Origin of the sequence: Prauserella cavernicola, assembly GCF_016595675.1 — a bacterium.
Lineage (GTDB): Bacteria > Actinomycetota > Actinomycetes > Mycobacteriales > Pseudonocardiaceae > Prauserella_A > Prauserella_A cavernicola.
On record NZ_JAENJH010000002.1, the window covers coordinates 34,473 to 60,047 of the forward strand.

The window sequence follows — 25,575 nt, forward strand, 5'->3', positions numbered from 1 at the left end:
AGGGCTGCATGACCACTCCGTGGGGCCGGTTTGCCTGACCCGATGGCCCTTCGGCGGGTATTTTCCGCGAGGCGGTATAAGTACCGTGCAGCGATATCTCCAGGTAGGGGGCAAAGACGTGGCAACGGGCACGACCGTATTCAGCCGGGTCACGGTGGTGGCACCGCGCACGCGTATCGACGTGGCGCTGCCCGCCGACGTGGCGGTGGCCGATCTACTGCCCATGTTGCTGGAGATGGCCAAGGAAGTCAGCCCGGACGGTGGCGCTCGTCACGGCGGCTGGGCGCTGGCCAAGCTCGGGGACGCCCCGCTGGAGCCGAGCCGCACGCTCGCCTCGCTCGGCGTCATCGACGGTGAGCTGCTGCAGCTGCGCAAGCGCAACGAGAACCCGCCGCCCCCGCTCTACGACGACGTCGTCGACGCCATCGCCGAGGCCGAGCCCGACAGCTTCCGGCCGTGGACCAAGGAGACCGCCCAGCGGATCGGCCACATCGCGGGCGGGCTCGCGCTCGTGCTCGCGGCGCTGGCCCTGTTCTTCGGCGGTCCCCTCAACGGCGGCAACGGGCTGGCCGCCGCCATCACCGCCGGAGTGGGCGCCATCGCCTGCATCGCGGTGGGCGCCACGCTGTCGAAGGCCTACCAGGCCGAGTCCACAGGTGTGCTGATCGCCGCGGCCGGTGGTCTGCCACTGGCGTTCGTCAGTGGTTTCTACATCGTGCCCGACGTGTCGGTGCGCGCGAACCTGTTGCTGGCGAGTGCGCTGGTCGTGGTGGTCGCCGCGGTCTGCATCCTCATCATGGGCACGGGCATCACGACGTTCATCGCGGCCGCGACCGCCGGTGTCCTCGGCCTGATCGCGTTCCTGGTCGCCACGCTCGTCGCTCACCCCGCCGCCGGCATCGCCGCGGGCACAGCCGCCGTCGCGCTGGCAGGCATCTCGATGCTGCCGAGGGCCACGATCTGGCTCGCCAAGCTGCCGCTGCCCCACGTTCCAGGCACCGCCGAGGAGCTCAAAGAGGACAGCGGCTACCCGGACTACTCGGCGATCGAGCGCCGCACGAGCGTCGCCCACAACTACATGACCGGCCTGCTGGTCGGCTGCGGCGCCGTCACCGCGATCTCGGCCATGATCACCGCGACCTCGCCCGAGATCTGGGGCATCATCACCGCGATCGTGGCCACGCTCGTGCTGCTGCTGCGCGCCCGCGCCTACGCCAACGGCAGCCAGGCCGTCGCGCTGCTCACCACGGGTCTCGTGTCGGCGGGCGGCATCCTCATCGGCTGGATCTGGATGGCGGACGCCTCCAGCCGGATCCTCTGGATCTTCGGCGCCCTCATCCTGCTCGCCGCTGCGGCGCTCGTGCTCGGCGTGGTGTTCCCGGACCAGCGCTTCTCGCCGCCGATGCGCCGCACGGTGGAGATCATCGAGGCGATCTGCATCGCGACAGTGCTGCCGCTGGCGCTCGCGGTGATGGGGCTCTACTCGACGCTTCGCCACCTCGGCATCGGATGAGCAGAACCGACCGATCAGTCTCGAGCTCTAGGGGGTCACGCGTGCGTTCCGCCGGACCGCTGCGGCGAACATCGGCGCTGCTGCTCGCGGCGACGCTCGGGGCGCTGGGGCCGGGCATCGTGCCGCTTCCGGCCGCCGCGCAGGACACCGGGTACGCGGTGCCGCCGCCGCTCGCGGGCGAGCCCGTTCCCTCCGACGGAGGCGTCCCGGACAAGCCGTACCGCCAGGAGACCGGCTGCGTCCAGCGTGACCTCAGCCAGGACGTCGTCCTGCAGAACGCCCCGTGGGGCCAGCAGTACCTCCGCCTCGCCGAGGTGCACCAGCTGATGCAGAACACCACCGGCTCGATCGGCCGGTTCGCCGACAGCGGCCAGCCGGTGCAGGTCGCCGTGATCGACACCGGCGTCAACAACCACCCGTACTTCCAGGGCCGCGTCAAGCCGGGCGGTGACTACGTCGCCAACAAGGGCCAGCCCGGCATGGAGGACTGCGACGGGCACGGCACCGAGGTCGCGGGCATCATCGCGGCCAACACCCCCAGCAACCTTGGGTTCAAGGGCATGGCGCCCGACGTCGAGATCATCTCCATCCGGCAGTCGAGCCAGAACTACGAGTTCGACGAGGAGACCGACGGTCAGAACCAGCCTCCACCCAGTGGAGATGGCAACGGCGGGGACAACGGCGACGGCGGCGAGGGCGGCAACGAGGGTGAGAACGGTGGCGGCTCCGGTGCGGGCGACCCGCAGACCGACCCCGCTCAGGACGGCGGCGGCCGGACCCAGGAGGAGGCGGGCTCGGCGGGCACGCTCGACACCCTCGCCCAGGCTGTGGTCAACGCCACCAACCGAGGCGTCGACGTCGTCAACATCTCGATCAACAACTGCAGGCCGGCCGGTCCCATCACCTCGGGTGAGCGGGCGCTGCAGGCCGCGGTCGCCAACGCCGTGGCCAACGACATCGTCGTCGTCTCGGCGGCGGGCAACACCAGCGAGGCGTGCCCGCAGAACGAGGGCGACCCGAACAACCCGAGCACGATCGTCACGCCCCCGTGGTTCGCCGACGACGTGCTGTCGGTCGGCGCGATCGACCAGACCGGCGGCGTAGCCGAGTTCAGCGTCCACGGACCGTGGGTCAGCGTCGCCGCTCCCGGCACCGACATCATCTCGCTGGACCCGGCACAGGGCTCGGACCGCCTGGCGAACATGACCATCGAGAACGGTGACCCGCAGAAGATCCAGGGCACCAGCTTCGCCGCGCCGTACGTGGCCGGGCTCGCCGCGCTCGTGCGAGCGAAGTACCCGGACCTGAACGCGGAGCAGGTGATCAACCGCATCACCACCACCGCACAGCACCCCGCCGCACCCGGTGGTCGTGACAACTTCGTCGGCTACGGCGTGATCGACCCGATGGCGGCGCTGACGGCCACCGTGCCCGAGGAGGAGGGCATGGCGCCCGCCTCCGCCGTGGCACTGCCCTCGGACATGCCGCCGCCGAACGACCAGAGCTCGACGCCGATGATCGTGGCGCTCGCCGGTTCCGGCGGTGCGCTCATGGCGTTGCTGATCACGTTGTTCGTGGTGCACACGATCCGCCGCAACCGCACCGCCTGACAGGCCCGCTCACCGCCTCACAGAGCGACCAGGACCCCGGGACCGCACCACGGCCCCGGGGTCCTTCGCTGTCCACGCTGGACGCTCCCCAACGCGTGGCTGTGTGCCCGCACAGGCCCGCCCAGCACAACGGCCCGGGTCCTCGTTGGGAGGACCCGGGCCGTTGGCGGAGAGGTGTACGTGCGGCTCAGTTACCCGCGGCCGCGGCGTCGTCAGGGAACGAGCCCGTGCTGGGATCGAACTGCACGCCGTCGTAGGTCCGCTGGGCGTCCTGGGCGTTGAGCGATGCTCCGACGGGCAGGAGCTTGATGATCGACTCCGGCGCCGGCTTCAGGCTGTCCGCCGACAGGCCGAGGCCCGCCGCCGTCGCGTCGTTCGGGATCCCGTAGCGCACGCCGCGGTCGGAGATCAGCTGGATGCTGCCCCGCTCGAAGGTCTCCTTCGTGGTGGCCCCGCGCACGGCGGCCGCGAAGCCCGGCTGCATGTAGAAGTACTCCACCTTCCAGCCGTCCGGACTCGGCTGACCGATCTTGACCCGCTGCACCTCGCCCTGGTCGTTCTTCGGGCCGGGCAGCTCCGGGTTCACGTAGAGGGCCGTCCTGGCATCGCGCTCGGCGCCCTCGCCCTGGACCTTCCAGCCCAGGCAGCTGACGGGCCTCGTGTCGGCCTTGAGCACGGTCGGGACGATCTCGGGGTAGTGGCTGACGTTCAGCGCGCCCGGGGTTCCCTCCTGCAACTTGGTCACGGCCTGCGTGTTCGACGGGGCGATGGTCGGGAGCTCGTCCGATGTCGACTCGGTGAACCGGATCATCTCCGCGAGCGACGCGGGGATCTGCTGGATGCCGGTGTCGAGCACGACCCAGAACTCGACACCCGTCGTGTCTTCGATCCGGAACACCGAGCCCACGCTCATCTCGTTCAGGTTGAACTGCGGCGTGCCGCCGAGGTTGTCCATGTCCGGCACGCTCAGGTCGCCCACCGCCGGGATGGCGTTGAGCAGCCCCATCGAGATCTTGCGCACCTGCACCGACTGGAGGTTCAGTGCCGAGGTGACCGCGCTGTCGTCCATGTCCACCGCGGCCCGCACCGTGTTGCCATCGCCGCTCTGGCGGTAGATGAGATAGGTGCGGCCGTCGTCCGCGGCGGCGAGCAGCGCCTCCTCCTTGGCAAGCTCCCTGCCGAGGTTGTCCACGCCGCCGAACACCGTGGTCTCCCGCGTCGACGGGTCGAACTGCTCCGACGGGTTCAGCGAGGTGTCGAGCTCGACCTCGTCACACACCGCCCAGCTGGAGGAGATCATCTGGTCCTTCGACGGGATCAGGTCGGGACCGTCGGGAATGCCCTGCAGCCGTCCGCGGGGGATGTCCTGGAGCTGCTCGTCCGGAACGACCTCCGCGGGCGGGACCTCGGCCGGAGCCGCCGCCTGCTGGTTGCCGCCCTGCTCACCCTCACCCGACTGCTGCTGTCCCATGAGGATCAGCCGCGCCGACGCCATGTTGAACGTGGGGATCAGCTTCTTCGGGCTCCCGGCGACCACGTAGATCGAGCCGGACTGCTCGCCGATGACGATCCCGGAGTCGGGCGCCTTGGCTGCGGGCTTGAAGATCCCGAAGATGACGAAACCGAGCATGGCGATCGCACTCAGGACAACCCCGACAATCGTGGCACGCGAGTGCGTGCGCATCGGGTCGTGCAACATCACCGCGTCCTTGCGGACCAGCGCGGACTGCATGCGCCGCAGCACGAACTGATACGCCTGGACTTGTGACTTTGTTGTCGGTGTTGACGGCATTCTCGACCTACAGCTCTCCCAGTCGCGGTACGGTTCCGCAGGATAGCCGTGCGCGGGACCGTCTGGTGTTGGTTTCTACCAACTCCGGCTAGTGTTCGGCCCTTCGGGACCGGCTGTCAGCTCAAGTGCACGAAATCGAGGGGAAGAGAACGCGCGGATGTCCGTCACCACTCCTCCACGTCCGCCGGGCCCGCCTGGGTCCCAGCCGCCGTCGGGGCGGCCTCCGGGACCGCCCCAGCGTCCTCGAGGACCTGGTGGCTCCGGTGGCGGCCCGGGAGGGCCGAGGAACCCGCGAGGCCCCGGCGGACCGGGAGGACCCGGCGGTCCTGGTGGGCCGGGAGGTCCGGGGGGACCCGGTGGACCAGGCGGTCCCGGTGGGCCCGGTGGCCCTGGTGGCCCCGGCGGTCCTCCGCCCGGTCAGCAGCCACCGCAGCAGTCGGCCCCGCCGCGCATCGCACCGCCCGCGCGGCGGCGCTCCTTCGGCGCGAGCCTCGGCCCGCTGCCGGTCGTCAACGTCGTGCTGCTCGAGATCGGGCTCGCCATCGGGCTGATCCTGCTCGCGATCAACGACGGTCTGCTCTACGTCGCGATCGGCGTCGTGGTGATCGCGCTGGTGCTCGCGTTCCTGCGCTGGGGCGGCCAGTGGTTCACCCAATGGGCTGGACTCACCGCGCGCTACACCTTCCGTTCCCACGAACGGGTCGCCACTCCGCCCACACCGACCTCACTCGAGTCGATCGCGGCCGAGGACGACAACGACGGCGTCATCGGACCCGACGACGCCAGGGTCAGCCTTCTGCGGCTCGCCCTGCCCGACCTCGTCGTCGCGCAGGGCAAGGACCACGAGCACCAGGAGGTCGGCCTCGCCTGGCACGACGGCACCTGGACCGCGGTGCTGCTGGTCGAGCCGACTCCCGCGCTGATCTCGCAGGCCGGCGGTGCGCCGAGCCTGCCCCTCTCGGCGCTGGCGCCGTGCCTCGAGGACCGCGGTGTGGTGCTCGACTCCATCCAGATGACCTGGCACTGCTACCCGGGCAGCGCGGCGCTGCCCGCGGACTCGCCCGCGCTGAGCTCGTACATGGAGGTGCTCGGCCCGCTCACGGCGGCTGCACGGCGCACCACATGGGTGTCGATCAAGCTCGACCCGAAGCGCTGCCCCGCCGCGATCCGCGAGCGTGGCGGCGGCGTCGTCGGCGCGCACCGTGCGCTGATGGGTGCCCTGTCGCGCGTGCGCAACGCGCTCGAGTCGCGCGGCGTGCCGACCCGGCCGCTCAACCCGGACGAGCTGCTGCGCGCCGGCATCTCGGCCGCCGAGCTCACCGGGGTCGCCGGTTCGGCGAACAAGGTGAGCATGACCGAGCGCTGGACCGGCGTCACGGCGGCGGGCATCGGCCACGCCAGCTATGCGATCACCAACTGGCCGAAGGGCAAGATCACCAACAGCCTCAACGGTCTGACGAGCGTCAGGGCGCTGTCGGCGACCGTCGCGATGGCGATCTCGCCGTCCCAGGAGGAGGGCAAGATCGGCCTGCGCGGCATCGTCAGAGTCAGCGCCCGCAACCCACGGGAGCTCGAGGCCGCCGACCAGCGCCTCAACACCACCGCCGAGCGCCTCGACGTGTCGCTCACCCCGCTGCGCGGCAAGCAGGCCGCCGGCTTCGCCTCGACGCTGCCGATGGGAGGCGCGGCATGAGCTCGCGCGTGCACGACGCCAACCAGGACCTCGGGGTGGCGCCGGAGTTCATCGTCGACCCGGAGCTGCTCGACGCGATCAGCCCCTCCGGCGACCGCGGCGGCATCGTGCTCGGCTCCGGCCTGCAGGGCGAGCCGCTGACGATCTCCGCGCTGCGTTCGGCGCCCACGAGGATCGTGCTCGTCGGCGGGCTGTACCTGGCCCGTCAGGTGGCGCTGCGGGCGATGGCCGTCGGCGCCTGGGTCGTCGTGGCCACCGGTCGCCCGACCGCGTGGCACGTGCTGTCGCAGGCCGCGGGCACGCAGCCAAACGGCCAGCCCTCGCCGCTCGTGCAGATCCGCAGGCTCTCGCCGGTGGAACTGCCGAGGCCGTCCGAGGACGCCCCGCTGCTCGTCGTCCACGACGGGGGCCCGACTCCGCAGGACCTGTTCCCGCCGCGTTCGCCGTGGCAGACGACGGTGTACGTGCTGCCCTACCTGCACCCGCAAGCGGGCGCGATGGCCAACGCCGCGGACCTCGTGCTGATGCAGCGTCTGCCCGCGGGTCAGGCCGAGCTGGCCGCCCGCATCTGGCGCCTGCCGCCGCAGATGATGCGTCAGCTGACCACGCTCAAGGACGACCAGGTGGTGGCGCTGGGCCGCAACCTCTGGCGCCCGCTGCGCCTGGTGACCACGGCCAGGGAGAAGCAGATCCTCGGCCCCGTCCGCCGAGGCGACTGACCGACGAAACGGCGAAAGGCCCCGCATCCGAGGATGCGGGGCCTTTCGCCGTTCGGGTGCTATTCGGTTCCGGGGAGCGCGGTGCGGACGTTGCGGGTCTGCTCGGCGCGCGCGGCGAGCTCGGCGTCCGGCGGATAGTCGATGCGCACGAGGGTGAGCCCGTGGGCGGGAGCCACGGAGCTCTCCCGCACCTGACTGTCCAGGACGTCGCCCGGCCAGCCCACTGTCCTGCGGCCGTCGCCCACCAGCAGCAGCGCCCCGACGAGGCTGCGCACCATCGAATGGCAGAACGCGTCCGCCGACACCTCGACGTGGACCTCGTGCTCGGCGACCCTGCGCCACCTGAGCCGCTGCAGCTCCCTGATCGTCGTCGCGCCCTCGCGCTGCTTGCAGTAGGCCGCGAAGTCGTGCAGCCCCAGCAGAACCTGCGAGGCGTCGTTCATCGCCTCGACCGACAGCGGCCGTCCCCACGCGAGCGTGTCGTGGCGGCGTAGCGGATCGACGCCCCACGGCGCGTCCGAGACCTGATAGCGGTAGTGCCGTCGCGTGGCGGAGAAGCGCGCGTCGAACCCCTCGGGAGCGATCCGCGCGCCGAGCACCCGCACGTCGGCGGGCAGGATCCGGTTCCACCGGTGCCGCATGCGCTCCAGGTCGGGGATCCCGCGGTCGTCGACGGTCAGCCGCCTCGACGACGGCTCACCGGACATCGGCTCCACGTCCACGTGGACGACCTGACCGCTCGCGTGCACCCCCGCATCCGTCCGGCCCGCCACGACCACGGAGCGGGGCACTGAGGCGCCGGGAGGCTGCTTGGCGAGCGCATCCTCGAGGACACCCTGGACCGTGCGCCGCCCCGGCTGCCGGGCCCAGCCCGAGAAATCCGTGCCGTCGTAGGACACATCGAGGCGAAGACGAACGAGCCCGCCCTCCCGAGTGGGAGTGGCGGGCTCGTTCGGAACGTGCGGTGCCGTCAGGACTCGTCCTTCTTGTCGGCCTGCTCGGCCGGCTCGTCGGTCTTGTCCTCGGCTGCCTCGTCGGCCTTGGCCTCGTCGGCGGGAGCCTCGGCGGCGGCCTCGTCGGCCTTGGCGTCGGTCTCCTCCGTGGCCTCAGTGGCCTCGGCGGCCTTGTCGTCCTTGGCGAACTTCGTCTTGCGAGCCGCCTCGGCCTCAGCCGTCACGGTCTTCTCCGCCACCAGTTCGATGACCGCCATGGGGGCGTTGTCGCCCTTGCGCGGCAGCGTCTTGGTGATGCGGACGTAGCCGCCGGGGCGGTCGACGAAGAACGGTCCGATCTCAGCGACCAGCTTGTGCACGACGTCCTTGTCGCGGATGACCCGCATGATCTGACGCCGGTTGTGCAGGTCGCCCCGCTTGGCCTTGGTGATCAGCTTCTCGGCAAGCGGCCGGACGCGCTTGGCCTTGGCCTCGGTGGTGGTGATCTTGCCGTGCTCGAACAGCGACGTGGCCAGGTTCGCCAGCATCAGCCGTTCGTGCGACGGCGAGCCACCGAGACGGGGTCCCTTGGTGGGGGTGGGCATCGGTTCTCCTCGTTAGCTACTCAGCCTCACGACCGGACGGTCCACAGTGGATAACCACCGCGGACCGTCTGCCCCGGTCTTAGAGCTGCTCCGTCTCTGCGTAATCCTGGCCATCGTCGTGGCCAACTTCGGAAAGTCCGTCGGCGACGTCGCTTCCCCAGCCCTCACCGTCGTAGCTGGCCGCGGCGGCCGTCGGGTCGAACCCGGGCGGGCTGTCCTTCAGCGTGAGGCCGAGGCCGACGAGCTTCATCTTGACCTCGTCGATCGACTTCGCGCCGAAGTTGCGGATGTCGAGCAGGTCGGCCTCGCTGCGCGAGACCAGCTCGCCGACCGTGTGGATTCCCTCGCGCTTGAGGCAGTTGTAGGACCGGACCGTGAGGTCCAGGTCCTCGATCGGCATCGCGTAGGCGGCGATGGTGTCCGCCTCCTGCGGCGACGGGCCGATCTCGATGCCCTCGGCGTCGACGTTGAGCTCCCTGGCGAGACCGAAGAGCTCGACGAGCGTCTTACCGGCCGACGCGACGGCGTCCCTGGGCGTGATCGACGGCTTGGTCTCCACGTCCAGGATCAGCTTGTCGAAGTCGGTCCGCTGCTCGACACGAGTGGCCTCGACCTTGTAGGTCACCTTCAGCACCGGCGAGTAGATCGAGTCGACCGGGATCCGGCCGATCTCGGCGCCTGCCTGCTTGTTCTGCAGCGCGGGAACGTAGCCGCGGCCACGCTCGACGACGAGCTCGATCTCGAGCTTGCCCTTGCCGTTGAGGGAGGCGATGTGCAGGTCCGGGTTGTGCACGGTGACACCGGCCGGGGGCACGATGTCGGCCGCGGTGACCTCACCGGGGCCCTGCTTGCGCAGGTACATGGTGACCGGCTCGTCCTCCTCGGAGGACACCACGAGCTCCTTGAGGTTCAGGATGATCTCGGTGACGTCTTCCTTCACCCCCGGAACGGTGGTGAACTCGTGCAGGACGCCGTCGATACGGATGCTCGTGACCGCGGCACCCGGGATCGACGAGAGCAGCGTGCGCCGCAGCGAGTTGCCGAGCGTGTAGCCGAAGCCCGGCTCGAGCGGCTCGATGGTGAACCGGGAGCGAGTCTCGTTGACCGTCTCTTCGCCGAGAGACGGCCGCTGGGAAATCAGCACTTTCCTTCTTCCTTTCCTGCCGACGCCCGCCATATGACGCCGAAAGGTGTGGCGTAGGCGGCGGCGCACTCCACGGCGCCGCCGCCGGATCCGTGCCCGGACAGAGCCGGGACGCGGATCACTTCGAGTAGAACTCGACGATCAGCTGTTCCTGGACCGGAACCTCGATCTGCGCGCGCTCGGGCAGCTGGTGCACGAGGATGCGCAGGGTCGAGGGGACGACCTGCAGCCACGCGGGGATGGGACGCTCGCCCATCGCCTCCTTGGCGGCCACGAACGGCAGCATCTGGAGCGACTTGGGCCGCACGTCGATGATGTCGAACTTGGACACCCGGAAGCTCGGGATGTTGACCTTCTGGCCGTTGACCACGAAGTGGCCGTGGCTGACCAGCTGGCGGGCCTGACGACGCGTCCGGGCGAGCCCGGCGCGGTAGACCACGTTGTCCAGCCTGGACTCGAGAATCTGCAGCAGGTTCTCGCCGGTCTTGCCTGCGCGGCGCGCGGCGTCCTCGTAGTAGCGCCGGAACTGGCGCTCGAGGATGCCGTAGGTGTAGCGAGCCTTCTGCTTCTCCTGAAGCTGAAGCAGGTACTCGCTCTCCTTGATCCGGCCACGGCCGTGCTGGCCGGGCGGGTAGGGGCGACGCTCGAAAGCCTGGTCGCCGCCAACGAGGTCAACCTTGAGGCGACGCGAGATGCGCGTCGCGGGGCCGGTGTAACGAGCCATGTGTGCTTACTCCTCCCCGTTCCTCAGACCCGGCGCCGCTTCGGCGGGCGGCAGCCGTTGTGAGGCTGCGGGGTCACGTCCTGGATGGTGCCGACCTCGAGGCCGGCGGCCTGCAGCGAGCGGATCGCGGTCTCCCGGCCGGAACCGGGACCCTTCACGAACACGTCGACCTTCTTCATGCCGTGCTCGGCGGCCTTGCGAGCAGCGTTCTCGGCGGCCATCTGCGCGGCGAACGGGGTGGACTTACGCGAGCCCTTGAACCCGACGTGGCCGGACGAGGCCCACGAGATCACCGCACCGTTGGGGTCGGTGATCGAAATGATCGTGTTGTTGAACGTGCTCTTGATGTGGGCGTGCCCATGAGCAATATTCTTCTTTTCCTTGCGCCTGACCTTCTTGGCGCCGGTACGAGCCTTGGGAGGCATGTCTGGGTGCTTCTCCTCTACCGCGAGTTCTCTTGGTGGGCTGCTGCGGCCTCACGCTGCCCGCGCCGGATCACGGAACCGGCATCGGTGTACAGCTGGCGCAGCGCCATCGGGCGGGCGTAAAGAGCCTTCGGCGAGACGCAGGAGGCGGTGCCACGGCGCTGGCTGGCGCCGATCTGCACGACCTTGTTGCCCCGGACGCTCACTTCTTGCCCGCCTTCTTCTTGCCGGCAACCGTCTTCTTCGGGCCCTTGCGGGTACGGGCGTTCGTCTTGGTGCGCTGCCCACGGACGGGCAGTCCGCGGCGCCACCGAAGACCCTCGTAACACCCGATCTCGATCTTGCGACGGATGTCGGCATTGACCTCGCGGCGGAGGTCACCCTCGACCTTGAAGTTCTCTTCGATGTAGTCCCGCAGCTTCGCGAGGTCGTCGTCGCTCAGGTCCTTCACGCGGGTGTCCGCGTTCAGCTCCGTCGCGGCGACGAGCTCCTTGGAGCGGGTACGGCCGACGCCGTAGATGTAGGTAAGCGCGATCTCCAACCGCTTTTCGCGGGGGAGGTCGACGCCAGCGAGTCGTGCCATTGGCGCGTGTGCTCCTTGTTAGTCGTCTCTCCAGGTCTGCTCCCCGTCCATCCCGGGACGACTCGCTGTCGTCCACCCGCTTTCGCGGGTGGTGTCCCGGCCCCGGCCTGAAGTCCGGGGGCGAACCGGGCCGTACGGCCCGGCAGGTGCGGGGAGGTATTGACGTGTCAAGCCACTCTGGAACGAGTGCTTGCGATCAGCCCTGCCGCTGCTTGTGCCGCAGGTTGTCGCAGATCACCATGATCCGGCCGTGCCGGCGGACGATCTGGCACTTGTCGCAGATCTTCTTGACGCTCGGTTTGACCTTCACGTCTCCTGCTTTCCTGCTCGTGCTGAGTTGCTGCGCGCCCAACGGCAGGGGCGGTCAACCCCTGCCACGCTCTCCGTGATCACTTGTAGCGGTAGACGATGCGACCACGGGACAAGTCGTAGGGCGAAAGCTCCACGACAACCCTGTCCTCAGGCAGAATGCGGATGTAGTGCTGCCGCATCTTGCCGCTGATGTGGGCTAGGACCTTGTGGCCGTTCTCCAACTCGACGCGAAACATCGCGTTGGGAAGCGGCTCGATCACGCGGCCTTCGACCTCGATGGCCCCGTCTTTCTTCGCCATATCCTCCGCGTTTCGTGATTGGTTGAGCGATGAGTGCTTACTGGACCGGCACGCACGCCACCCCGACTCCAATGCCCCAGGAACAACAGTGCATTTCACAAGCGCGATGGAATCGACGTGATGGGCACGCCAGCTAGATAGTCTACGCACCCTGTGTCAAGGTCCCCAATCGGGGGCCACTTGTGGTAGGAGCGCGACGACGAGCTGTCGCACGCTGTCAATGATAACACCGTCACCAGAGCACTCCGGCGAGCGAGAAAAGTCGCTGACCAGGTGAAACGCGAAGGGCAGAAATTCCGTCGCCGTAGCCGGCGGAGCGGGCCGTCGCCCGGTCAGGCGGTTTCGGGGGCGGTCAGCACCCAGGGGCCGTCGGCGGTCACCGCGACGGTGTGCTCCCAGTGCGCGGCGCGCGAACCATCGCCGGTCACGACCGTCCAGCCGTCGTCCAGCTCGAGGGTCTCGGCGGAGCCGCCGGTCAGCATCGGCTCGATGGCCAGAGCCATGCCGGTCTTGAGCACCGGGCCCTTGCCCGGCTTGCCCACGTTGGGCAGGAACGGGTCCATGTGCATCTCACTGCCGATGCCGTGGCCGCCGTACTCGACGATCATCCCGTAGTCGATGCCGTCGGTCTCGGAAGCCTGCAGCGCCGCCGACTCCACGGCGAACGAGATGTCGGTCAGCCGCGCGCCGGGACGGACCGCCTCGACGCCGGCCCACATCGCGGCTTCGGTGGCTGCCGACAGCTTGCGATCGGTCTCCGCCACGTCACCGACGGCGATCGTGACCGCGGAATCCCCGTGCCAGCCGTTCAGGATCGCGCCGCAGTCGACCGACAGCAGGTCGCCCTCCGACAGCGTCGGGGATGCGGACGGGATGCCGTGCACGATCTGCTCGTTCAGCGACGCGCAGATCGACGCGGGAAACCCGTGGTAGCCCTTGAACGAGGGAACAGCGTCGGCGTCGCGGATGGTCTGCTCGGCGAGCTCGTCCAGCTCGGCCGTGCTCACACCCGGCTTGGCGGCCTCGGTGACCAGCGCGAGAGTGCGGGCCACGACCAGGCCCGCCTCCCGCATGGCCTCCAGCTCGCCACGGGTCTTGATCTCGATCCGATCGCCGCGGCGCAACCACCGCGGCACCCGAAGACCGCGCAGGTTCACGAGTTCCGGCCGAGCGCGTCCAGCACGCGCGAGGACACCTCGTCGATACCGCCGACCCCGTCGACGGTCACCAGGATGTCGGCGTAGTGGTCGAGCAACGGAGCCGTCTCCGAGCGGTACACCTGCTGACGACGACGGATGACGTCCTCGGTGTCGTCGGCACGGCCACGGCCGAGCAGCCGCTCGACCAGCACGTCCTCGGGCACCTGGAGCTCGATCACCGCGTCTAGCGGGGAGTCGACCTGTGCCAGCATCTCCGCGAGCACCTCGGCCTGCTTGGTGTTGCGCGGAAAGCCGTCGAGCAGGAAACCGGTCTTCACGTCCGGCTCCGCCAGCCGCTCGCGCACCATCTCGTTGGTCACCGCGTCGGGCACCAGCTCGCCGGAGTCGAGGTAGCGCTTCGCCTCCTGGCCGAGCGGCGTCTGCTCCCCCACGTGAGCCCGAAACAGGTCACCCGTGGAGATGTGCGGAACTCCGAGCCGCTCGGACAGAGCCACAGCCTGCGTGCCCTTACCCGCACCGGGCGGACCAACGAGAACCACACGCGTCATCGGAGGAACCCTTCGTAGTTGCGCTGCATGAGCTGGCTTTCGATCTGCTTCACGGTGTCGAGTCCGACACCGACCATGATCAGCACAGCCGTGCCGCCGAACGGGAAGTTCTGGTTCTGTCCCTGGCCGGTGAGAGACAGGAAGAAGTTGGGCAGGATCGCCACGATGCCGAGATAGATCGACCCAGGCAGGGTGATCCGGCTGAGTACGAAGCTCAGGTACTCGGCCGTCGGGCGACCGGGCCTGATGCCCGGGATGAACCCGCCGAACTTCTTCATCTCCTCAGCACGTTCGTCAACGTTGAAGGTGATGGTGATGTAGAAGTACGTGAAGAAGATGATCAACGCGAAGTACGAGACGATGTGCACCCAGCTCGACTGGTCGACCAGGTACGTCTGCAGGAACCGCTGCCAGCCGGAGGCCTGGTTCGGGTCACCGACGAGCCTGCCGATCAGGTCGGGCAGGTAGAGCAGCGACGACGCGAAGATGACCGGGATGACACCCGCCTGGTTCACCTTGATCGGCAGGTAGGTCGACGTTCCGCCGTACATGCGGCGGCCGACCATGCGCTTGGCGTACTGCACCGGGATCCGGCGCTGACCCTGCTCCACGAAAATGACGCTCGCGATGATCGCCAGCGCGAGGATGCAGACGAAGAAGAAGACCAGCCCGCCCTGGCTGCTCAGGATGTTCGCACCCTCGGCGGGGATCTGAGCGGCGATGTTCAGGAAGATCAGCAGCGACATGCCGTTGCCGACGCCGCGCTCGGTGATGAGCTCGCCGAGCCACATCATCACGGCGGTACCGGCGGTCATCGTCAGGACGGTGATCGCCAGTGTGGCGACGGTGTTGTCCGGGAAGACCGGCTGGTCGCAGTCACCGAAGAGCTGGCCACGGTCGGCGAGCGCGATGACACCGGTCGCCTGCAGGACCGCGAGAGCGATCGTCAGGTACCGGGTGTACTGCGTCAGCTTCGCCTGGCCGGACTGCCCCTCCTTCTTCAGCTCCTCGAAGCGCGGGATGACCACGGTGAGCAACTGAACGATGATGCTCGCCGTGATGTAGGGCATGATGCCCGTCGCGAAAATCGAGAGCTGTAGGAGCGCCCCACCGCTGAACAGGTTCAGCAGCGAGAAGATGTTCTGGTTTTCGACTTGCGCCTGACAGGCCTGAACATTCGGGTACGACACCCCGGGCGCTGGAATGACCGCACCGATCCGGTACACGGCCACGACCATCAGCGTGAACAGGATCTTCTTGCGCAGGTCCGGCGTCGCGAGAGCCGAGCGGAAGGCGCTGAGCACGCGGGGGACCTCCTCGGCGTCGCCGGTGATCAACCGACGAACGGCTTGGCCGGCACTGGGACCGGCTGGACACACTGTCACTGGCGGGCAAGCCAGGAACGCTTCGGGGCACACCTGTCCCGCAGCGTGTCGACGACTCTAACAGCCTTGCTCGACGTGCCCTCATGTAGTGCGGCTTAATGCCTCATCTGACCGAGGTCGCTAGCGCTCCCGCCATCCCGAGCAGCACGATACCGGTACCGCGATCGACGTTGCGCCGCGCCCGGGCGGACAAAGCGGCCGCTCGGGCCACGGCACCGACGCCCACGTAGACAGTGCCCGCGAGGAACTCCGCCAGCAGGTAACAGATGCCGAGCAGCGTCACCTGCCAGCTCACGGGGCCGTGCGTGTTATCGACGAACTGCGGCACGAACGCGGTGAAGACCAGCACCGCCTTGGGGTTGGTGATGGCGACCAGGAACTCCTTGCGCACGAGCGGCCACACCGGCAGCGGCTCGCCGGCGTCGGTGGGCAGCGAGGGCCTGCCGCCGTGGCGGAAGGTGCTCACGAGGAGGCTGCCGCCGAGCCACACCAGGTAGGCCACACCGATCCACTTGATGACCGTGAGCGCCACCTCGGAGGCTGCCAGCACCTGACCGAGCCCGATGGCCACCGCGGCGACCATGAGCGAGAACGCCGCGAGCCTGCCCCCGAGCCCCGCCAGCGCCTTGGCGAGCCCGTGGCGCATGCCGTGGTGCAGGCCGAGCAGATTGTTCGCGCCGGGCGTCAGCGCGATGAACAGAGCGGCCCCGAAGAACACCAGTAGCCAGGTCACCCTCCGAAAGTATCGGGGAGGGCAAACAGAAAAACGGCCCGCCGGGTTCCGAAGAACCTGGCGGGCCGTTTTCAGCCGTCGAGCGGGATTCACGCCGTGGTGGCGCTACCCCCGGCGGCTTCGAGCTTCTCCTTGGCGCTGGCCGAGAAGGCGTCGGCGGTGACGTCGAGCTTCACGCCCTCGAGGTCACCGGTGCCGAGCACCTTGACGAGCTGGTTCTTGCGAACCAGGCCGCGGGCGACGAGCTCCTCCTTGCCGACCTTGCCACCGTCGGCGAAGACGCGGGCGATGTCGCCCACGTTCACCGGCTGGTACTCGGTGCGGAAGCGGTTCTTGAAGCCACGCAGCTTCGGCAGCCGCATGTGGATGGGCATCTGCCCACCCTCGAAGCCGACGGGCACGTTCTTCCGGGCCTTGGTGCCCTTCGTACCGCGACCGGCGGTCTTGCCCTTGGAACCCTCACCACGACCGACGCGGATCTTGTCGCGCTTGGCGCCCGGGGCGGGCCTGAGGTGGTGGATCTTGATGGCCATTACTTGACCTCCTCCACAGTCACCAGGTGCCGGACCGTGTGGATGAGCCCACGGTTCTGGGGGGTGTCATCCCGGACCACGGACTGCCGGATCTTGCGCAGTCCGAGGGTGCGCAGCGACGCCCGGTGGTTCTGCTTGGTACCGATCGTGCTCTTGATCTGGGTGACCTTCAGCTGCGCCATGTCAGACCCCCTGGCCCGCACGCTGACGCAGCATCCTGGCCGGCGCCACGTCCTCGAGCGGCAGGCCACGGCGAGCCGCGACCTCCTCGGGACGCTGCAGGTCCTTCAGGGCCCGCACGGTCGCGTGCACGATGTTGATCGCGTTGTCGCTGCCGAGCGACTTCGACAGCACGTCGTGCACTCCGGCGCACTCCAGCACGGCACGCACCGGGCCACCGGCGATGACACCGGTACCGGCGCTGGCCGGACGCAGGAGCACCACACCGGCGGCCTCCTCACCCTGAACCGGGTGAGGAATGGTGCCGGCGATGCGAGGCACGCGGAAGAAGTTCTTCTTCGCTTCCTCGACGCCCTTGGCGATGGCCGCGGGAACTTCCTTGGCCTTGCCGTAACCGACGCCGACCTGACCGTCGCCGTCACCGACGACGACCAGCGCGGTGAAGCTGAAGCGACGACCACCCTTGACCACCTTGGCCACGCGGTTGATCGCTACGACGCGCTCGAGGTGCGGGGTCTTGTCCTGGGCCGCCCCGCCACGGCCACCGTCACGACGGTCCCTGCGGTCCCTGCCGCCACCGCGCTCGCGGTCGCCGCCGGGTCCGCCCTGGCCGCCGGATTGCCGCGTACGTCCCGGCATCAGGCGTTCCTTCCGTTCTCGAACTTGTTCACTGTCAGAACTCCAACCCCGCCTCGCGGGCGGCGTCGGCCAGTGCGGCGATCCGGCCGTGGTAGGCGTTGCCACCCCGGTCGAACACCGCCTTGGAGATGCCAGCCTCCTTGGCGCGAGCCGCAACGAGCTCGCCGACCTTGGCGGCCTTGGCCTTCTTGTCGCCGTCCAGCGTGCGGACGTCCGCCTCGAGGGTGGACGCCGACGCCAGGGTGTGGCCCGTGATGTCGTCGATCATCTGCACGACGATGTGTCGCGAGGACCGCTTCACGGACATCCGCGGCCTGGCCGCCGTGCCGTCGATCTTCTTGCGCAGCCGGGCGTGCCGACGAACCTTGCCAGCGCGACGGCGGGTGGAGATGTCCTTGCCGACCGGCTTGCGCTTGGTCACCGTTTCGCTCATGATCACTTACCCGTCTTTCCGACCTTGCGACGGATGCGCTCACCCTCGTAGCGCAGGCCCTTGCCCTTGTAGGGGTCGGGGCGACGCAGCTTGCGAATGACCGCCGCGATCTGGCCGACCTTCTGCTTGTCGATTCCGGAGACCGAGAACCGGGTGGGGTTCTCCACCGTGAAGGTGATGCCCTCCGGGGCCTTGATCAGCACCGGGTGGCTGTAGCCGAGAGCGAACTCGAGGTCCGAGCCCTTGGCCTGCACGCGGTAACCGACCCCGTGGATCTCCATCTTCTTCTCGTAACCGTCGCTGACGCCCACGACGAGGTTGTTCACCAGCGTCCGAGTGAGACCGTGCAGCGAGCGGCTCTCCCGCTCGTCGTCCGGCCGCTTCACCGCGAGCACGCCGTCTTCGTCGCGCTCGACCGTGATGGGCTCAGGAACAGTGTGCTCGAGGGTGCCCTTGGGCCCCTTGACCGTGACGTGCTGCCCGTCGATGGTCACGTCAACCCCGGAGGGGACGGTGATCGGCAGCTTTCCGATGCGTGACATGCCAGTCCCCCTCCCTTACCAGACGTAGGCGAGGACTTCGCCGCCCACGCCGTTGCGCTTGCACTGCCGGTCGGTCTGCAGGCCGGACGACGTCGAGATGATCGCGACGCCGAGCCCGCCGAGCACGTTGGGCAGAGTGGTCGATTTTGCGTACACCCGCAGACCGGGCTTGGACACCCGCCGGAGGCCGGCGATGCTGCGCTCCCGGTTCGGGCCGTACTTCAGCTCGACGATCAGGTTCTTGTGCTTCTCACCGGGCTCGACCCGGTGGTCCGAGATGTAGCCCTCGCGCTTGAGGATCTCGGCGATGTTCGTCTTGATCTTCGAGTGGGGAAGCACGACCTCGTCGTGGTACGCCGAGTTCGCGTTACGCAGACGAGTGAGGAAGTCTGCGATCGGGTCGGTCATCGTCATGGTGACCTGTCAACCTTTCTCGCCCTGGTTCCCCGGGCGGGGCCTGTGGCGAAGTGGGAGTCGGTAAGAAGCCTTCACCAGCTGGACTTGCTGACGCCGGGGAGCTGGCCGGCGTGGGCCATCTCCCGCAGGCAGATCCTGCACAGTCCGAACTTGCGGTAGACCGAGTGCGGCCTGCCGCAACGCTGGCAGCGGGTGTAGGCGCGCACCTTGAACTTCGGCTTGCGGGCGGCCTTGGCGATCAGAGCTTTCTTGGCCATCGGCTCAGTTCTCCTTGAACGGGAAGCCGAGCTTGCGCAGCAGCGCCCGGCCCTCGTCGTCGCTCGTGGCGGTGGTGACGACCGTGACGTCCATGCCGCGCGGGCGGTCAATGGAGTCAGGGTTGATCTCGTGGAACATCGACTGCTCGGAAAGTCCGAACGTGTAGTTGCCGTTGCCATCGAACTGCTTGCCCGAGAGTCCGCGGAAGTCGCGGATACGGGGCAGCGCGATGGTCAGCAGCCGGTCCAGGAACTCCCACATGCGGTCGCCGCGCAGCGTCACGCGCGCACCGATCGGCTGGCCCTCGCGCAGCTTGAACTGGGCGATGGACTTGCGGGCCCTGCGCACCTCCGGCTTCTGGCCGGTGATGGTGGCCAGGTCGCGGATGGCGCCTTCGATCAGCTTGCTGTCGCGAGCGGCGTCTCCGACGCCCATGTTCACCACGACCTTGACCACACCGGGAATCTGGTGCGGGTTGGCGTAGGAGAACTCCTCGTTCAGCTGAACCTTGATCTCTTCGCGGTAGCGGGTCTTCAACCGCGGCGTCGGGTATGTCGTCTCAGCGGTGGTCATCAGATGTCCTTGCCCGTCCTGCGCGAGATACGCACCTTCTTGCCGTCCTCGCCAATCCGGTGGCCCACCCTGGTCGGCTTGCCGTCCGAGTCCACGACCATCACGTTCGAGACGTGGATGGGGGCCTCCTGGGTGACGATTCCACCGGACTGGGCACCGCGCTGGGTCTGGGTGATCCGGGTGTGCTTCTTGATCCGGTTCACGCCCTCGACCAGAACGCGCTGCCGCTCCGGGTAGGCCTGGATGACCTTGCCCTTCGCACCCTTGTCCTTGCCGGCGATGACGAGGACGGTGTCGCCCTTCTTCACCTTCATCTAGAGCACCTCCGGGGCCAACGAGATGATCTTCATGAACTTGCGGTCGCGCAGTTCGCGGCCGACCGGCCCGAAGATGCGGGTGCCGCGCGGCTCGTTGTCGTTCTTGATGAGCACGGCAGCGTTCTCATCGAAACGGATGTAGGAGCCGTCGGGACGACGCTTCTCCTTCACCGTGCGGACGATGACAGCCTTGACCACGTCACCACGCTTCACGTTGGCGCCCGGGATGGCGTCCTTGACGGTGGCGACGATGATGTCGCCGATGCCCGCGTAGCGCCGCCCCGAGCCACCGAGCACGCGGATGGTCAGGATCTCCTTGGCACCCGTGTTGTCGGCGACTCGCAGTCGCGACTCCTGCTGGATCACGTCAACTCCTGTATGTCGCGCCGGTTCTCGGTGAAACCGAGCCTTGCGGAACGAATGGGGCTGGTAGCCCCCTGGTTACTTGGCCTTCTCGCGGATCTCGACCAGCCGCCACCGCTTGGTGGCCGACAGCGGCCGGGTCTCCATCAGCAGCACCCGGTCACCCACGCCGGCAGTGTTCTGCTCGTCGTGCGCCTTGACCTTCTTGGTCGAGCGCAGGACCTTGCCGTACAGCGGGTGCTTCTTGCGGTCCTCGAGCTCGACCACGATCGTCTTGTCCATCTTGTCGGACACGACGAGGCCCTCGCGGACCTTCCGGTAGTTGCGGCCGGAGTCCTTCTTCTGCACCGGCTCGGTCATGCGGCACCTTCACTCTCGTCAGTGTCATCAGGCGCGACGGAGAGGCCGAGCTCGCGCTCACGCATCACCGTGTAGATGCGCGCGATGTCCGCGCGGACCGTGCGCAACCTGCGGTTGTTGTCGAGCTGTCCAGTCGCCATCTGGAACCGGAGGTTGAACAGCTCCTCCTTGGCTTCCTTCAGACGCAGCACGAGCTCTTCCGCAGTGAGCTCACGAAGTTCTGACGAAGCAACTCCTGCCGTCGCCATCAGAACTCACCACCTTCGCGGGTCACGATCCTGCACTTCATCGGCAGCTTGTGGATCGCGCGGCGCAGTGCCTCGCGAGCCACGGTCTCGTTCGGGAAGCTCATCTCGAACATCACGCGGCCGGGCTTGACGTTGGCCACCCACCACTCGGGCGAACCCTTACCGGAACCCATGCGGGTTTCGGCCGGCTTCTTGGTGAGGGGGCGGTCCGGGAAGATGTTGATCCAGATCTTCCCGCCACGCTTGATGTGACGAGTCATGGCGATACGAGCGGACTCGATCTGCCGGTTGGTCACGTAGCTGTGCTCAAGCGCCTGGATGCCGAACTCACCGAAGTTGACCTTGGTGCCACCCTTGGCGGCGCCTGCGCGCTTCGGCGAGTGCTGCTTACGGTGCTTGACCTTGCGTGGGATGAGCACGCGTCAGCCCTCCGTCTTCTCTGCTGCGTCCGGCGAGGCCACCTCGGGGGCCTGGCTGGCCGCGACGTCTGTGTCGGCCTTGGCGGCAGCCGCCCGGCCGGCCTCGGTCGACGTCGGCGTGGTGCCGGACGAGCCCGAGCGGCGACGGGACGGGCGCTCGCGGCGCGGGGCGCGCTCGGCCGCCGCGGCGGCGTCACGCTCCTGCTTGCCCTTGAGGCCACCCACGATGTCGCCCTTGTAGATCCACACCTTCACGCCGATGCGACCGAACGTCGTACGAGCCTCGAAGAAGCCGTAGTCGATGTCGGCGCGCAGCGTGTGCAGCGGAACCCGGCCGTCGCGGTAGTGCTCCGAGCGGGACATCTCGGCGCCGCCGAGACGACCGCTGCACTGCACGCGGATGCCCTTGACCTGCGGCGAGCGCATGGACGTCTGAAGCGCCTTGCGCATCGCGCGCCGGAAGGCGACACGGTTGGACAGCTGCTCCGCGACACCCTGAGCAACGAGCTGGGCGTCGGCCTCGGTGTTCTTGACCTCGAGGATGTTCAGCTGCACCTGCTTGCCGGTGAGCTTCTCCAGAGCGCCACGGATCCGGTCGGCCTCCGCGCCGCGGCGGCCGATGACGATGCCCGGCCGGGCGGTGTGGATGTCGACCCGGACGCGGTCACGGGTGCGCTCGATCTCGACCTTGGAGATGCCGGCCCGCTCCATACCGGTGGACAGGAGCTTGCGGATCTTCACGTCCTCGGCGACGTACTCCGAGTACTGCTTGTCGGCGTACCAGCGCGACTTCCAGTCCGTGGTGATCCCGAGCCGGAAGCCGTGCGGGTTGATTTTCTGGCCCACTACCGGCCACCTGCCTTCTTCTTGCTCTTGGTCTTGGCTTCCGGCCGCGACTCGACCTCCACCGTGATGTGGCTGGTCCGCTTGCGGATCCGGAAGGCGCGCCCCTGGGCACGCGGCCGGATGCGCTTCAGCGTCGGGCCCTCATCGGCGTAGGCGTTCTTGATCCAGAGCGTGTCCGGGTCAAGGTCGAGGTTGTTCTCGGCGTTGGCCATGGCGCTGGCGAGCACCTTCGCCACCGGCTCGCTGGCCGCCTGCGGGGCGAACCGGAGCACGGACAGCGCCTCGTTGGCGTTGCGACCCTTGATCAGCTCGATCACCCGGCGCACCTTGGTCGGCGAGTCCCGGACGAACCGAGCGCGAGCGAAAGCCGTCGGCAGGGTCTCCACTGCCTCGGCTTCCGCACCATTACGCGCGTTCATCGTTACTTCCTTCTCTCAGGTGCGCGCTCAGCGGCGACGCGACTTGCGGTCATCCTTGACGTGACCTTTGAAGGTCCTCGTCGGGGCGAACTCGCCCAGCTTGTGCCCCACCATGGCCTCGGTGACGAACACCGGGACGTGCTTGCGGCCGTCGTGGACCGCGATGGTGTGACCGAGCATGTCCGGGATGATCGTGGACCTGCGGGACCAGGTCTTGATCACGGTCTTCTTGCCCGACTCGTTGAGCACGTCCACCTTCTTGAGCAGGTGGTCGTCCACGAACGGGCCCTTCTTCAGGCTGCGCGGCATGTTCTTCTACCTCCCTGCTCAGCGCTTCTTGCCGGTACGCCGGCGGCGGACGATCAACTGGTCGCTCGGCTTGCGGCGGCGGGTGCGGCCCTCCGGCTTACCGTTCGGGTTCACCGGGTGGCGACCACCGGAGGTCTTGCCCTCACCACCACCGTGCGGGTGGTCGACCGGGTTCATGACGACACCGCGGACGGTGGGGCGCTTGCCCCGCCAGCGGTTGCGGCCCGCCTTGCCCCAGTTGATGTTGGAGTGCTCGGAGTTGCCGACCTCGCCGACAGTGGCCCGGTTGCGCACGTCCACGTTGCGGATCTCGCCCGAAGGCATCCGCAGCTGGGCGTACGGCCCGTCCTTGGCGACGAGCTGCACACGAGCACCCGCCGACCGGGCGATCTTCGCGCCGCCGCCGGGGCGGAGCTCGATCGCGTGGATCACGGTGCCGACCGGGATGTTGCGCAGCGGCAGGTTGTTGCCGGGCTTGATGTCGGCGCGAGGGCCGCTCTCCACCCGGTCACCCTGCTTGAGCTTCTCCGGCGCGATGATGTAGCGCTTCTCGCCGTCGGCGAAGTGCAGCAGCGCGATGCGAGCAGAGCGGTTGGGGTCGTACTCGATGTGCGCGACCTTGGCGGGAACGCCGTCCTTGTCGTTGCGCCGGAAGTCGATGATCCGGTACGCACGCTTGTGGCCGCCGCCCTTGTGCCGGGTCGTGATCTTGCCCGACGAGTTGCGGCCACCGGACTTGCTCAGCGGGGCCAGGAGCGACTTCTCCGGCGTCGACCGGGTGATCTCGGCGAAGTCGGAGACGCTCGAGCCACGCCGTCCCGGCGTAGTCGGCTTGTACTTGCGGATGCCCATGTCTTCTCAGTCCCTTACGCGGCTGGTCCGCCGAAGATCTCAATCGGCTTGCTCTCGGCCGACAGCGTCACGATGGCGCGCTTGGTGTCCTTGCGCGTGCCGAAACCCTGCCGGGTGCGCTTACGCTTGCCCGGCCGGTTGAGCGTGTTCACGCTGATGACCTTCACGCCGAACACCTTCTCGACCGCGATCTTGATCTGGGTCTTGTTGGCGTCCGGGCGAACCAGGAACGTGTACTTGTGGTCCTCGAGCAGCCCGTAGGACTTCTCGGAGATCACCGGCGCGACCAGGATGTCGCGCGGGTCGGGGATCGCCACGGAGCTCACTGCTCGTCACTCCCTTCCGAGACCTCGCTCGACGTCGCGGAGGCCTTCGCGCCCTTGCCCTTGGCGGGGCCGGCGAGGAAGACGTCGAGCGCCGCCTTGGTGAACACCACGTCGTCGTTGACCAACACGTCGTAGGTGTTGAGCTGGTCCGGCGTGATCAGGTGGACGTGCGGCAGGTTGCGCGCCGACAGCCAGCTGCGCTCGTCGTCCCGGTGGAGCACCAGCAGCACACGCTTGGCCTGCGAGAGGCCACCGAGCACCTTCTTGGCGTCCTTGGTCGACGGCTTCTCGCCGCCCACCAGCTCGGTCACCACGTGCAGCTGACCCGAGCGGGCCCGGTCCGAGAGGGCGCCACGCAGAGCGGCGACCTTCATCTTCTTCGGGGTGCGCTGCGAGTAGTCGCGCGGCGTGGGGCCGTGCACGGTGCCACCGCCTGCGAACTGCGGCGCGCGGACCGAACCCTGACGGGCGCGGCCGGTGCCCTTCTGGCGGTACGGCTTGCGGCCACCGCCGCGAACCTCGCCGCGGGTCTTCGTGTCGTGCGTGCCCTGGCGGGCCGCGGCCAGCTGGGCCACGACGACCTGGTGCATCAGCGGGATGTTCGCCTGCACGTCGAAGACCTCGGCGGGCAGTTCCACCGTGCCGTCGGCCGTGCCGGCCGGGGTCTTCAGCTCGACCGTGGAGGTCATGCCGTCACACCACCCTTCGCGGCGCTGCGGACGAAGATCAGGCCGCCGTTGGGGCCGGGGACGGCACCCTTGATCAGCAGCAGGCCGTCCTCAGCGCGCACCGAGTGCACGGTGAGACCCTGCGTGGTGACCTTGGCGTTACCCATCCGGCCGGCCATGCGGACGCCCTTGAACACGCGACCCGGCGTGGCGCAGCCGCCGATCGAACCGGGAGCGCGGTGCTTGGCCTGGTTACCGTGGCTCGCGCCCTGGCCCTTGAAGCCGTGCCGCTTCATGACACCGGCGTAGCCCTTGCCCTTGCTCGTGCCGGTCACGTCGACCACCGCGCCGGTCTCGAACAGCTCGGCCGTGATCTCCTGGCCGACCTCGTACGAGTCCGCGTCGATGGTGCGCAGCTCGGCGACGAACCGCCGGGGCGTCACGCCCGCCTTGTCGAAGTGACCGGTCTTCGGCTTGTTGACCCGGCGCGGGTCGACCGCGCCGAAGGCCAGCTGCACGGCCGAATAGCCGTCATTCTCCTGGTTGCGCACCTGGGTCACCACGTTCGGCCCGGCCTGCACGACGGTCACCGGAATGATCCGGTTGTTCTCGTCGAAGACCTGCGTCATGCCGAGCTTGGTGCCCAGAATGCCCTTCACTTGCCTGTCAGACATGAGTCTCTTATCTCCGCCGCTC

38 protein-coding genes are annotated in these 25,575 nt (G+C 68.3%); 4 read left to right on the forward strand and 34 right to left on the reverse strand.

The window, feature by feature from the left end:
- Window positions 1-118 precede the first annotated feature (118 nt).
- Together eccD and JHE00_RS06650 are read left to right on the forward strand one after the other, a co-directional pair.
- Window positions 119-1,513: a type VII secretion integral membrane protein EccD gene (gene eccD, locus JHE00_RS06645; RefSeq protein ID WP_200315940.1), complete on the forward strand. Its 1,395-nt coding sequence runs from the start codon at window positions 119-121 to the stop codon at window positions 1,511-1,513.
- Between the two features lie 41 nt (window positions 1,514-1,554).
- On the forward strand, window positions 1,555-3,123 hold the full coding sequence (locus tag JHE00_RS06650; protein WP_307831843.1) for a type VII secretion-associated serine protease mycosin: 1,569 nt from the start codon (window positions 1,555-1,557) through the stop codon (window positions 3,121-3,123).
- A gap of 187 nt (window positions 3,124-3,310) precedes the next feature.
- On the opposite strand, the gene eccB is transcribed toward JHE00_RS06650, so the two are convergent.
- A complete protein-coding gene (gene eccB / locus JHE00_RS06655; protein ID WP_200315945.1) occupies window positions 3,311-4,915 on the reverse strand; it encodes a type VII secretion protein EccB in 1,605 nt (534 codons plus the stop codon).
- A 451-nt stretch (window positions 4,916-5,366) separates the two neighbouring features.
- On the opposite strand from eccB, the gene eccE reads away from it, so the two are divergent.
- Together eccE and JHE00_RS06670 are read left to right on the forward strand one after the other, a co-directional pair.
- Window positions 5,367-6,608: a type VII secretion protein EccE gene (eccE, locus tag JHE00_RS06665; protein WP_200318227.1), complete on the forward strand. Its 1,242-nt coding sequence runs from the start codon at window positions 5,367-5,369 to the stop codon at window positions 6,606-6,608.
- Window positions 6,605-7,327: a hypothetical protein gene (locus JHE00_RS06670; RefSeq protein WP_200315947.1), complete on the forward strand. Its 723-nt coding sequence runs from the start codon at window positions 6,605-6,607 to the stop codon at window positions 7,325-7,327. The genes eccE and JHE00_RS06670 overlap by 4 nt, the downstream gene beginning before the upstream one ends.
- A 59-nt stretch (window positions 7,328-7,386) precedes the next feature.
- On the opposite strand, the gene truA is transcribed toward JHE00_RS06670, so the two are convergent.
- From truA to rplC, 33 genes are all read right to left on the reverse strand, one after another.
- Entirely contained in the window at window positions 7,387-8,226 is an 840-nt protein-coding gene (truA, locus tag JHE00_RS06675; protein WP_307831844.1) for a tRNA pseudouridine(38-40) synthase TruA, read from the reverse strand.
- A 71-nt stretch (window positions 8,227-8,297) separates the two neighbouring features.
- On the reverse strand, window positions 8,298-8,864 hold the full coding sequence (rplQ, locus tag JHE00_RS06680; RefSeq protein WP_200315949.1) for a 50S ribosomal protein L17: 567 nt from the start codon (window positions 8,862-8,864) through the stop codon (window positions 8,298-8,300).
- 79 nt (window positions 8,865-8,943) lie between these two features.
- A complete protein-coding gene (locus JHE00_RS06685) occupies window positions 8,944-10,008 on the reverse strand; it encodes a DNA-directed RNA polymerase subunit alpha (RefSeq protein ID WP_200315952.1) in 1,065 nt (354 codons plus the stop codon).
- 118 nt (window positions 10,009-10,126) lie between these two features.
- A complete protein-coding gene (gene rpsD / locus JHE00_RS06690; RefSeq protein ID WP_200315954.1) occupies window positions 10,127-10,732 on the reverse strand; it encodes a 30S ribosomal protein S4 in 606 nt (201 codons plus the stop codon).
- Window positions 10,733-10,755: 23 nt separating this feature from the next.
- On the reverse strand, window positions 10,756-11,157 hold the full coding sequence (gene rpsK / locus JHE00_RS06695; protein WP_200315956.1) for a 30S ribosomal protein S11: 402 nt from the start codon (window positions 11,155-11,157) through the stop codon (window positions 10,756-10,758).
- Window positions 11,158-11,174: 17 nt separating this feature from the next.
- Entirely contained in the window at window positions 11,175-11,363 is a 189-nt protein-coding gene (locus JHE00_RS34960) for a hypothetical protein (RefSeq protein WP_307831845.1), read from the reverse strand.
- The gene (rpsM, locus tag JHE00_RS06700) at window positions 11,360-11,740 is read right to left on the reverse strand and encodes a 30S ribosomal protein S13 (protein WP_200315958.1); all 381 of its coding nucleotides are present in this window, start codon (window positions 11,738-11,740) and stop codon (window positions 11,360-11,362) included. The genes JHE00_RS34960 and rpsM overlap by 4 nt, the downstream gene beginning before the upstream one ends.
- Before the next feature lie 196 nt (window positions 11,741-11,936).
- Window positions 11,937-12,050, reverse strand: a complete 114-nt coding sequence (gene rpmJ / locus JHE00_RS06705; RefSeq protein ID WP_005443306.1) for a 50S ribosomal protein L36 — start codon at window positions 12,048-12,050, stop codon at window positions 11,937-11,939.
- 79 nt (window positions 12,051-12,129) lie between these two features.
- Window positions 12,130-12,351 (reverse strand): translation initiation factor IF-1, encoded by a 222-nt coding sequence (gene infA, locus JHE00_RS06710; protein WP_005443304.1) that lies wholly within the window; start codon window positions 12,349-12,351, stop codon window positions 12,130-12,132.
- A gap of 332 nt (window positions 12,352-12,683) precedes the next feature.
- Window positions 12,684-13,487, reverse strand: coding sequence for a type I methionyl aminopeptidase (gene map, locus JHE00_RS06715; RefSeq protein ID WP_307831846.1), 804 nt, complete (start codon window positions 13,485-13,487; stop codon window positions 12,684-12,686).
- A gap of 17 nt (window positions 13,488-13,504) precedes the next feature.
- Window positions 13,505-14,059, reverse strand: coding sequence for an adenylate kinase (locus tag JHE00_RS06720; RefSeq protein WP_200315962.1), 555 nt, complete (start codon window positions 14,057-14,059; stop codon window positions 13,505-13,507).
- The gene (gene secY / locus JHE00_RS06725; RefSeq protein ID WP_200315964.1) at window positions 14,056-15,363 is read right to left on the reverse strand and encodes a preprotein translocase subunit SecY; all 1,308 of its coding nucleotides are present in this window, start codon (window positions 15,361-15,363) and stop codon (window positions 14,056-14,058) included. The genes JHE00_RS06720 and secY overlap by 4 nt, the downstream gene beginning before the upstream one ends.
- Before the next feature lie 184 nt (window positions 15,364-15,547).
- Window positions 15,548-16,177: a LysE family translocator gene (locus JHE00_RS06730; protein WP_200315966.1), complete on the reverse strand. Its 630-nt coding sequence runs from the start codon at window positions 16,175-16,177 to the stop codon at window positions 15,548-15,550.
- Between the two features lie 89 nt (window positions 16,178-16,266).
- Window positions 16,267-16,710: a 50S ribosomal protein L15 gene (rplO, locus tag JHE00_RS06735; RefSeq protein ID WP_200315968.1), complete on the reverse strand. Its 444-nt coding sequence runs from the start codon at window positions 16,708-16,710 to the stop codon at window positions 16,267-16,269.
- Entirely contained in the window at window positions 16,710-16,892 is a 183-nt protein-coding gene (gene rpmD, locus JHE00_RS06740) for a 50S ribosomal protein L30 (protein ID WP_200315970.1), read from the reverse strand. Before rpmD ends, rplO begins: the two co-directional genes overlap by 1 nt.
- Window position 16,893: 1 nt before the next feature.
- Window positions 16,894-17,529, reverse strand: coding sequence for a 30S ribosomal protein S5 (rpsE, locus tag JHE00_RS06745; protein WP_091802171.1), 636 nt, complete (start codon window positions 17,527-17,529; stop codon window positions 16,894-16,896).
- Window positions 17,530-17,563: 34 nt separating this feature from the next.
- Window positions 17,564-17,962, reverse strand: coding sequence for a 50S ribosomal protein L18 (gene rplR / locus JHE00_RS06750; protein ID WP_230423151.1), 399 nt, complete (start codon window positions 17,960-17,962; stop codon window positions 17,564-17,566).
- A gap of 2 nt (window positions 17,963-17,964) precedes the next feature.
- Complete coding sequence (rplF, locus tag JHE00_RS06755; protein WP_200315972.1) at window positions 17,965-18,504, reverse strand: 50S ribosomal protein L6; 540 nt, start codon at window positions 18,502-18,504, stop codon at window positions 17,965-17,967.
- A 15-nt stretch (window positions 18,505-18,519) separates the two neighbouring features.
- Complete coding sequence (gene rpsH, locus JHE00_RS06760; RefSeq protein ID WP_200315974.1) at window positions 18,520-18,918, reverse strand: 30S ribosomal protein S8; 399 nt, start codon at window positions 18,916-18,918, stop codon at window positions 18,520-18,522.
- Window positions 18,919-18,992: 74 nt separating this feature from the next.
- Complete coding sequence (locus JHE00_RS06765) at window positions 18,993-19,178, reverse strand: type Z 30S ribosomal protein S14 (protein WP_091802162.1); 186 nt, start codon at window positions 19,176-19,178, stop codon at window positions 18,993-18,995.
- A 4-nt stretch (window positions 19,179-19,182) separates the two neighbouring features.
- A complete protein-coding gene (gene rplE / locus JHE00_RS06770; RefSeq protein ID WP_200315976.1) occupies window positions 19,183-19,752 on the reverse strand; it encodes a 50S ribosomal protein L5 in 570 nt (189 codons plus the stop codon).
- Window positions 19,752-20,066, reverse strand: a complete 315-nt coding sequence (rplX, locus tag JHE00_RS06775; RefSeq protein ID WP_200315978.1) for a 50S ribosomal protein L24 — start codon at window positions 20,064-20,066, stop codon at window positions 19,752-19,754. Before rplX ends, rplE begins: the two co-directional genes overlap by 1 nt.
- Window positions 20,067-20,435, reverse strand: a complete 369-nt coding sequence (gene rplN, locus JHE00_RS06780) for a 50S ribosomal protein L14 (RefSeq protein WP_024876329.1) — start codon at window positions 20,433-20,435, stop codon at window positions 20,067-20,069.
- A gap of 75 nt (window positions 20,436-20,510) precedes the next feature.
- The gene (gene rpsQ, locus JHE00_RS06785; protein ID WP_200315980.1) at window positions 20,511-20,792 is read right to left on the reverse strand and encodes a 30S ribosomal protein S17; all 282 of its coding nucleotides are present in this window, start codon (window positions 20,790-20,792) and stop codon (window positions 20,511-20,513) included.
- A complete protein-coding gene (gene rpmC / locus JHE00_RS06790; RefSeq protein WP_200315982.1) occupies window positions 20,789-21,040 on the reverse strand; it encodes a 50S ribosomal protein L29 in 252 nt (83 codons plus the stop codon). Before rpmC ends, rpsQ begins: the two co-directional genes overlap by 4 nt.
- The gene (gene rplP, locus JHE00_RS06795; protein WP_200315984.1) at window positions 21,040-21,459 is read right to left on the reverse strand and encodes a 50S ribosomal protein L16; all 420 of its coding nucleotides are present in this window, start codon (window positions 21,457-21,459) and stop codon (window positions 21,040-21,042) included. Before rplP ends, rpmC begins: the two co-directional genes overlap by 1 nt.
- 3 nt (window positions 21,460-21,462) lie before the next feature.
- The gene (gene rpsC / locus JHE00_RS06800) at window positions 21,463-22,305 is read right to left on the reverse strand and encodes a 30S ribosomal protein S3 (protein WP_200315986.1); all 843 of its coding nucleotides are present in this window, start codon (window positions 22,303-22,305) and stop codon (window positions 21,463-21,465) included.
- Window positions 22,305-22,724, reverse strand: a complete 420-nt coding sequence (gene rplV / locus JHE00_RS06805; RefSeq protein ID WP_200315988.1) for a 50S ribosomal protein L22 — start codon at window positions 22,722-22,724, stop codon at window positions 22,305-22,307. The genes rpsC and rplV overlap by 1 nt, the downstream gene beginning before the upstream one ends.
- Window positions 22,725-22,751: 27 nt before the next feature.
- A complete protein-coding gene (gene rpsS / locus JHE00_RS06810; RefSeq protein ID WP_200315990.1) occupies window positions 22,752-23,033 on the reverse strand; it encodes a 30S ribosomal protein S19 in 282 nt (93 codons plus the stop codon).
- Between the two features lie 18 nt (window positions 23,034-23,051).
- Entirely contained in the window at window positions 23,052-23,885 is an 834-nt protein-coding gene (gene rplB, locus JHE00_RS06815; RefSeq protein ID WP_200315992.1) for a 50S ribosomal protein L2, read from the reverse strand.
- A gap of 14 nt (window positions 23,886-23,899) precedes the next feature.
- Window positions 23,900-24,211, reverse strand: a complete 312-nt coding sequence (rplW, locus tag JHE00_RS06820) for a 50S ribosomal protein L23 (RefSeq protein ID WP_200315994.1) — start codon at window positions 24,209-24,211, stop codon at window positions 23,900-23,902.
- Complete coding sequence (rplD, locus tag JHE00_RS06825; protein ID WP_200315996.1) at window positions 24,208-24,900, reverse strand: 50S ribosomal protein L4; 693 nt, start codon at window positions 24,898-24,900, stop codon at window positions 24,208-24,210. Before rplD ends, rplW begins: the two co-directional genes overlap by 4 nt.
- Window positions 24,897-25,553, reverse strand: coding sequence for a 50S ribosomal protein L3 (gene rplC / locus JHE00_RS06830; protein WP_200315997.1), 657 nt, complete (start codon window positions 25,551-25,553; stop codon window positions 24,897-24,899). Before rplC ends, rplD begins: the two co-directional genes overlap by 4 nt.
- Window positions 25,554-25,575: the final 22 nt, after the last annotated feature.

Excerpts from the sequence above, each read along its gene's own strand:
- eccB (WP_200315945.1), bottom strand. The coding sequence starts at position 4,915 with ATGCCGTCAACACCGACAACAAAGTCACAAGTCCAGGCGTATCAGTTC.
- JHE00_RS06670 (WP_200315947.1), top strand. The coding sequence starts at position 6,605 with ATGAGCTCGCGCGTGCACGACGCCAACCAGGACCTCGGGGTGGCGCCG.
- rplQ (WP_200315949.1), bottom strand. The coding sequence starts at position 8,864 with ATGCCCACCCCCACCAAGGGACCCCGTCTCGGTGGCTCGCCGTCGCAC.
- rpsD (WP_200315954.1), bottom strand. The coding sequence starts at position 10,732 with ATGGCTCGTTACACCGGCCCCGCGACGCGCATCTCGCGTCGCCTCAAG.
- rpsK (WP_200315956.1), bottom strand. The coding sequence starts at position 11,157 with ATGCCTCCCAAGGCTCGTACCGGCGCCAAGAAGGTCAGGCGCAAGGAA.
- rpsM (WP_200315958.1), bottom strand. The coding sequence starts at position 11,740 with ATGGCACGACTCGCTGGCGTCGACCTCCCCCGCGAAAAGCGGTTGGAG.
- infA (WP_005443304.1), bottom strand. The coding sequence starts at position 12,351 with ATGGCGAAGAAAGACGGGGCCATCGAGGTCGAAGGCCGCGTGATCGAG.
- JHE00_RS06720 (WP_200315962.1), bottom strand. The coding sequence starts at position 14,059 with ATGACGCGTGTGGTTCTCGTTGGTCCGCCCGGTGCGGGTAAGGGCACG.
- rplO (WP_200315968.1), bottom strand. The coding sequence starts at position 16,710 with ATGGCCATCAAGATCCACCACCTCAGGCCCGCCCCGGGCGCCAAGCGC.
- rpmD (WP_200315970.1), bottom strand. The coding sequence starts at position 16,892 with ATGGCGCAGCTGAAGGTCACCCAGATCAAGAGCACGATCGGTACCAAG.
- rpsE (WP_091802171.1), bottom strand. The coding sequence starts at position 17,529 with ATGCCGGGACGTACGCGGCAATCCGGCGGCCAGGGCGGACCCGGCGGC.
- rplR (WP_230423151.1), bottom strand. The coding sequence starts at position 17,962 with ATGAGCGAAACGGTGACCAAGCGCAAGCCGGTCGGCAAGGACATCTCC.
- rplF (WP_200315972.1), bottom strand. The coding sequence starts at position 18,504 with ATGTCACGCATCGGAAAGCTGCCGATCACCGTCCCCTCCGGGGTTGAC.
- rpsH (WP_200315974.1), bottom strand. The coding sequence starts at position 18,918 with ATGACGATGACCGACCCGATCGCAGACTTCCTCACTCGTCTGCGTAAC.
- JHE00_RS06765 (WP_091802162.1), bottom strand. The coding sequence starts at position 19,178 with ATGGCCAAGAAAGCTCTGATCGCCAAGGCCGCCCGCAAGCCGAAGTTC.
- rplE (WP_200315976.1), bottom strand. The coding sequence starts at position 19,752 with ATGACCACCGCTGAGACGACATACCCGACGCCGCGGTTGAAGACCCGC.
- rplX (WP_200315978.1), bottom strand. The coding sequence starts at position 20,066 with ATGAAGGTGAAGAAGGGCGACACCGTCCTCGTCATCGCCGGCAAGGAC.
- rpsQ (WP_200315980.1), bottom strand. The coding sequence starts at position 20,792 with ATGACCGAGCCGGTGCAGAAGAAGGACTCCGGCCGCAACTACCGGAAG.
- rpmC (WP_200315982.1), bottom strand. The coding sequence starts at position 21,040 with ATGGCGACGGCAGGAGTTGCTTCGTCAGAACTTCGTGAGCTCACTGCG.
- rplV (WP_200315988.1), bottom strand. The coding sequence starts at position 22,724 with ATGAACGCGCGTAATGGTGCGGAAGCCGAGGCAGTGGAGACCCTGCCG.
- rpsS (WP_200315990.1), bottom strand. The coding sequence starts at position 23,033 with ATGCCGCGCAGCCTGAAGAAGGGCCCGTTCGTGGACGACCACCTGCTC.
- rplB (WP_200315992.1), bottom strand. The coding sequence starts at position 23,885 with ATGGGCATCCGCAAGTACAAGCCGACTACGCCGGGACGGCGTGGCTCG.
- rplD (WP_200315996.1), bottom strand. The coding sequence starts at position 24,900 with ATGACCTCCACGGTCGAGCTGAAGACCCCGGCCGGCACGGCCGACGGC.
- rplC (WP_200315997.1), bottom strand. The coding sequence starts at position 25,553 with ATGTCTGACAGGCAAGTGAAGGGCATTCTGGGCACCAAGCTCGGCATG.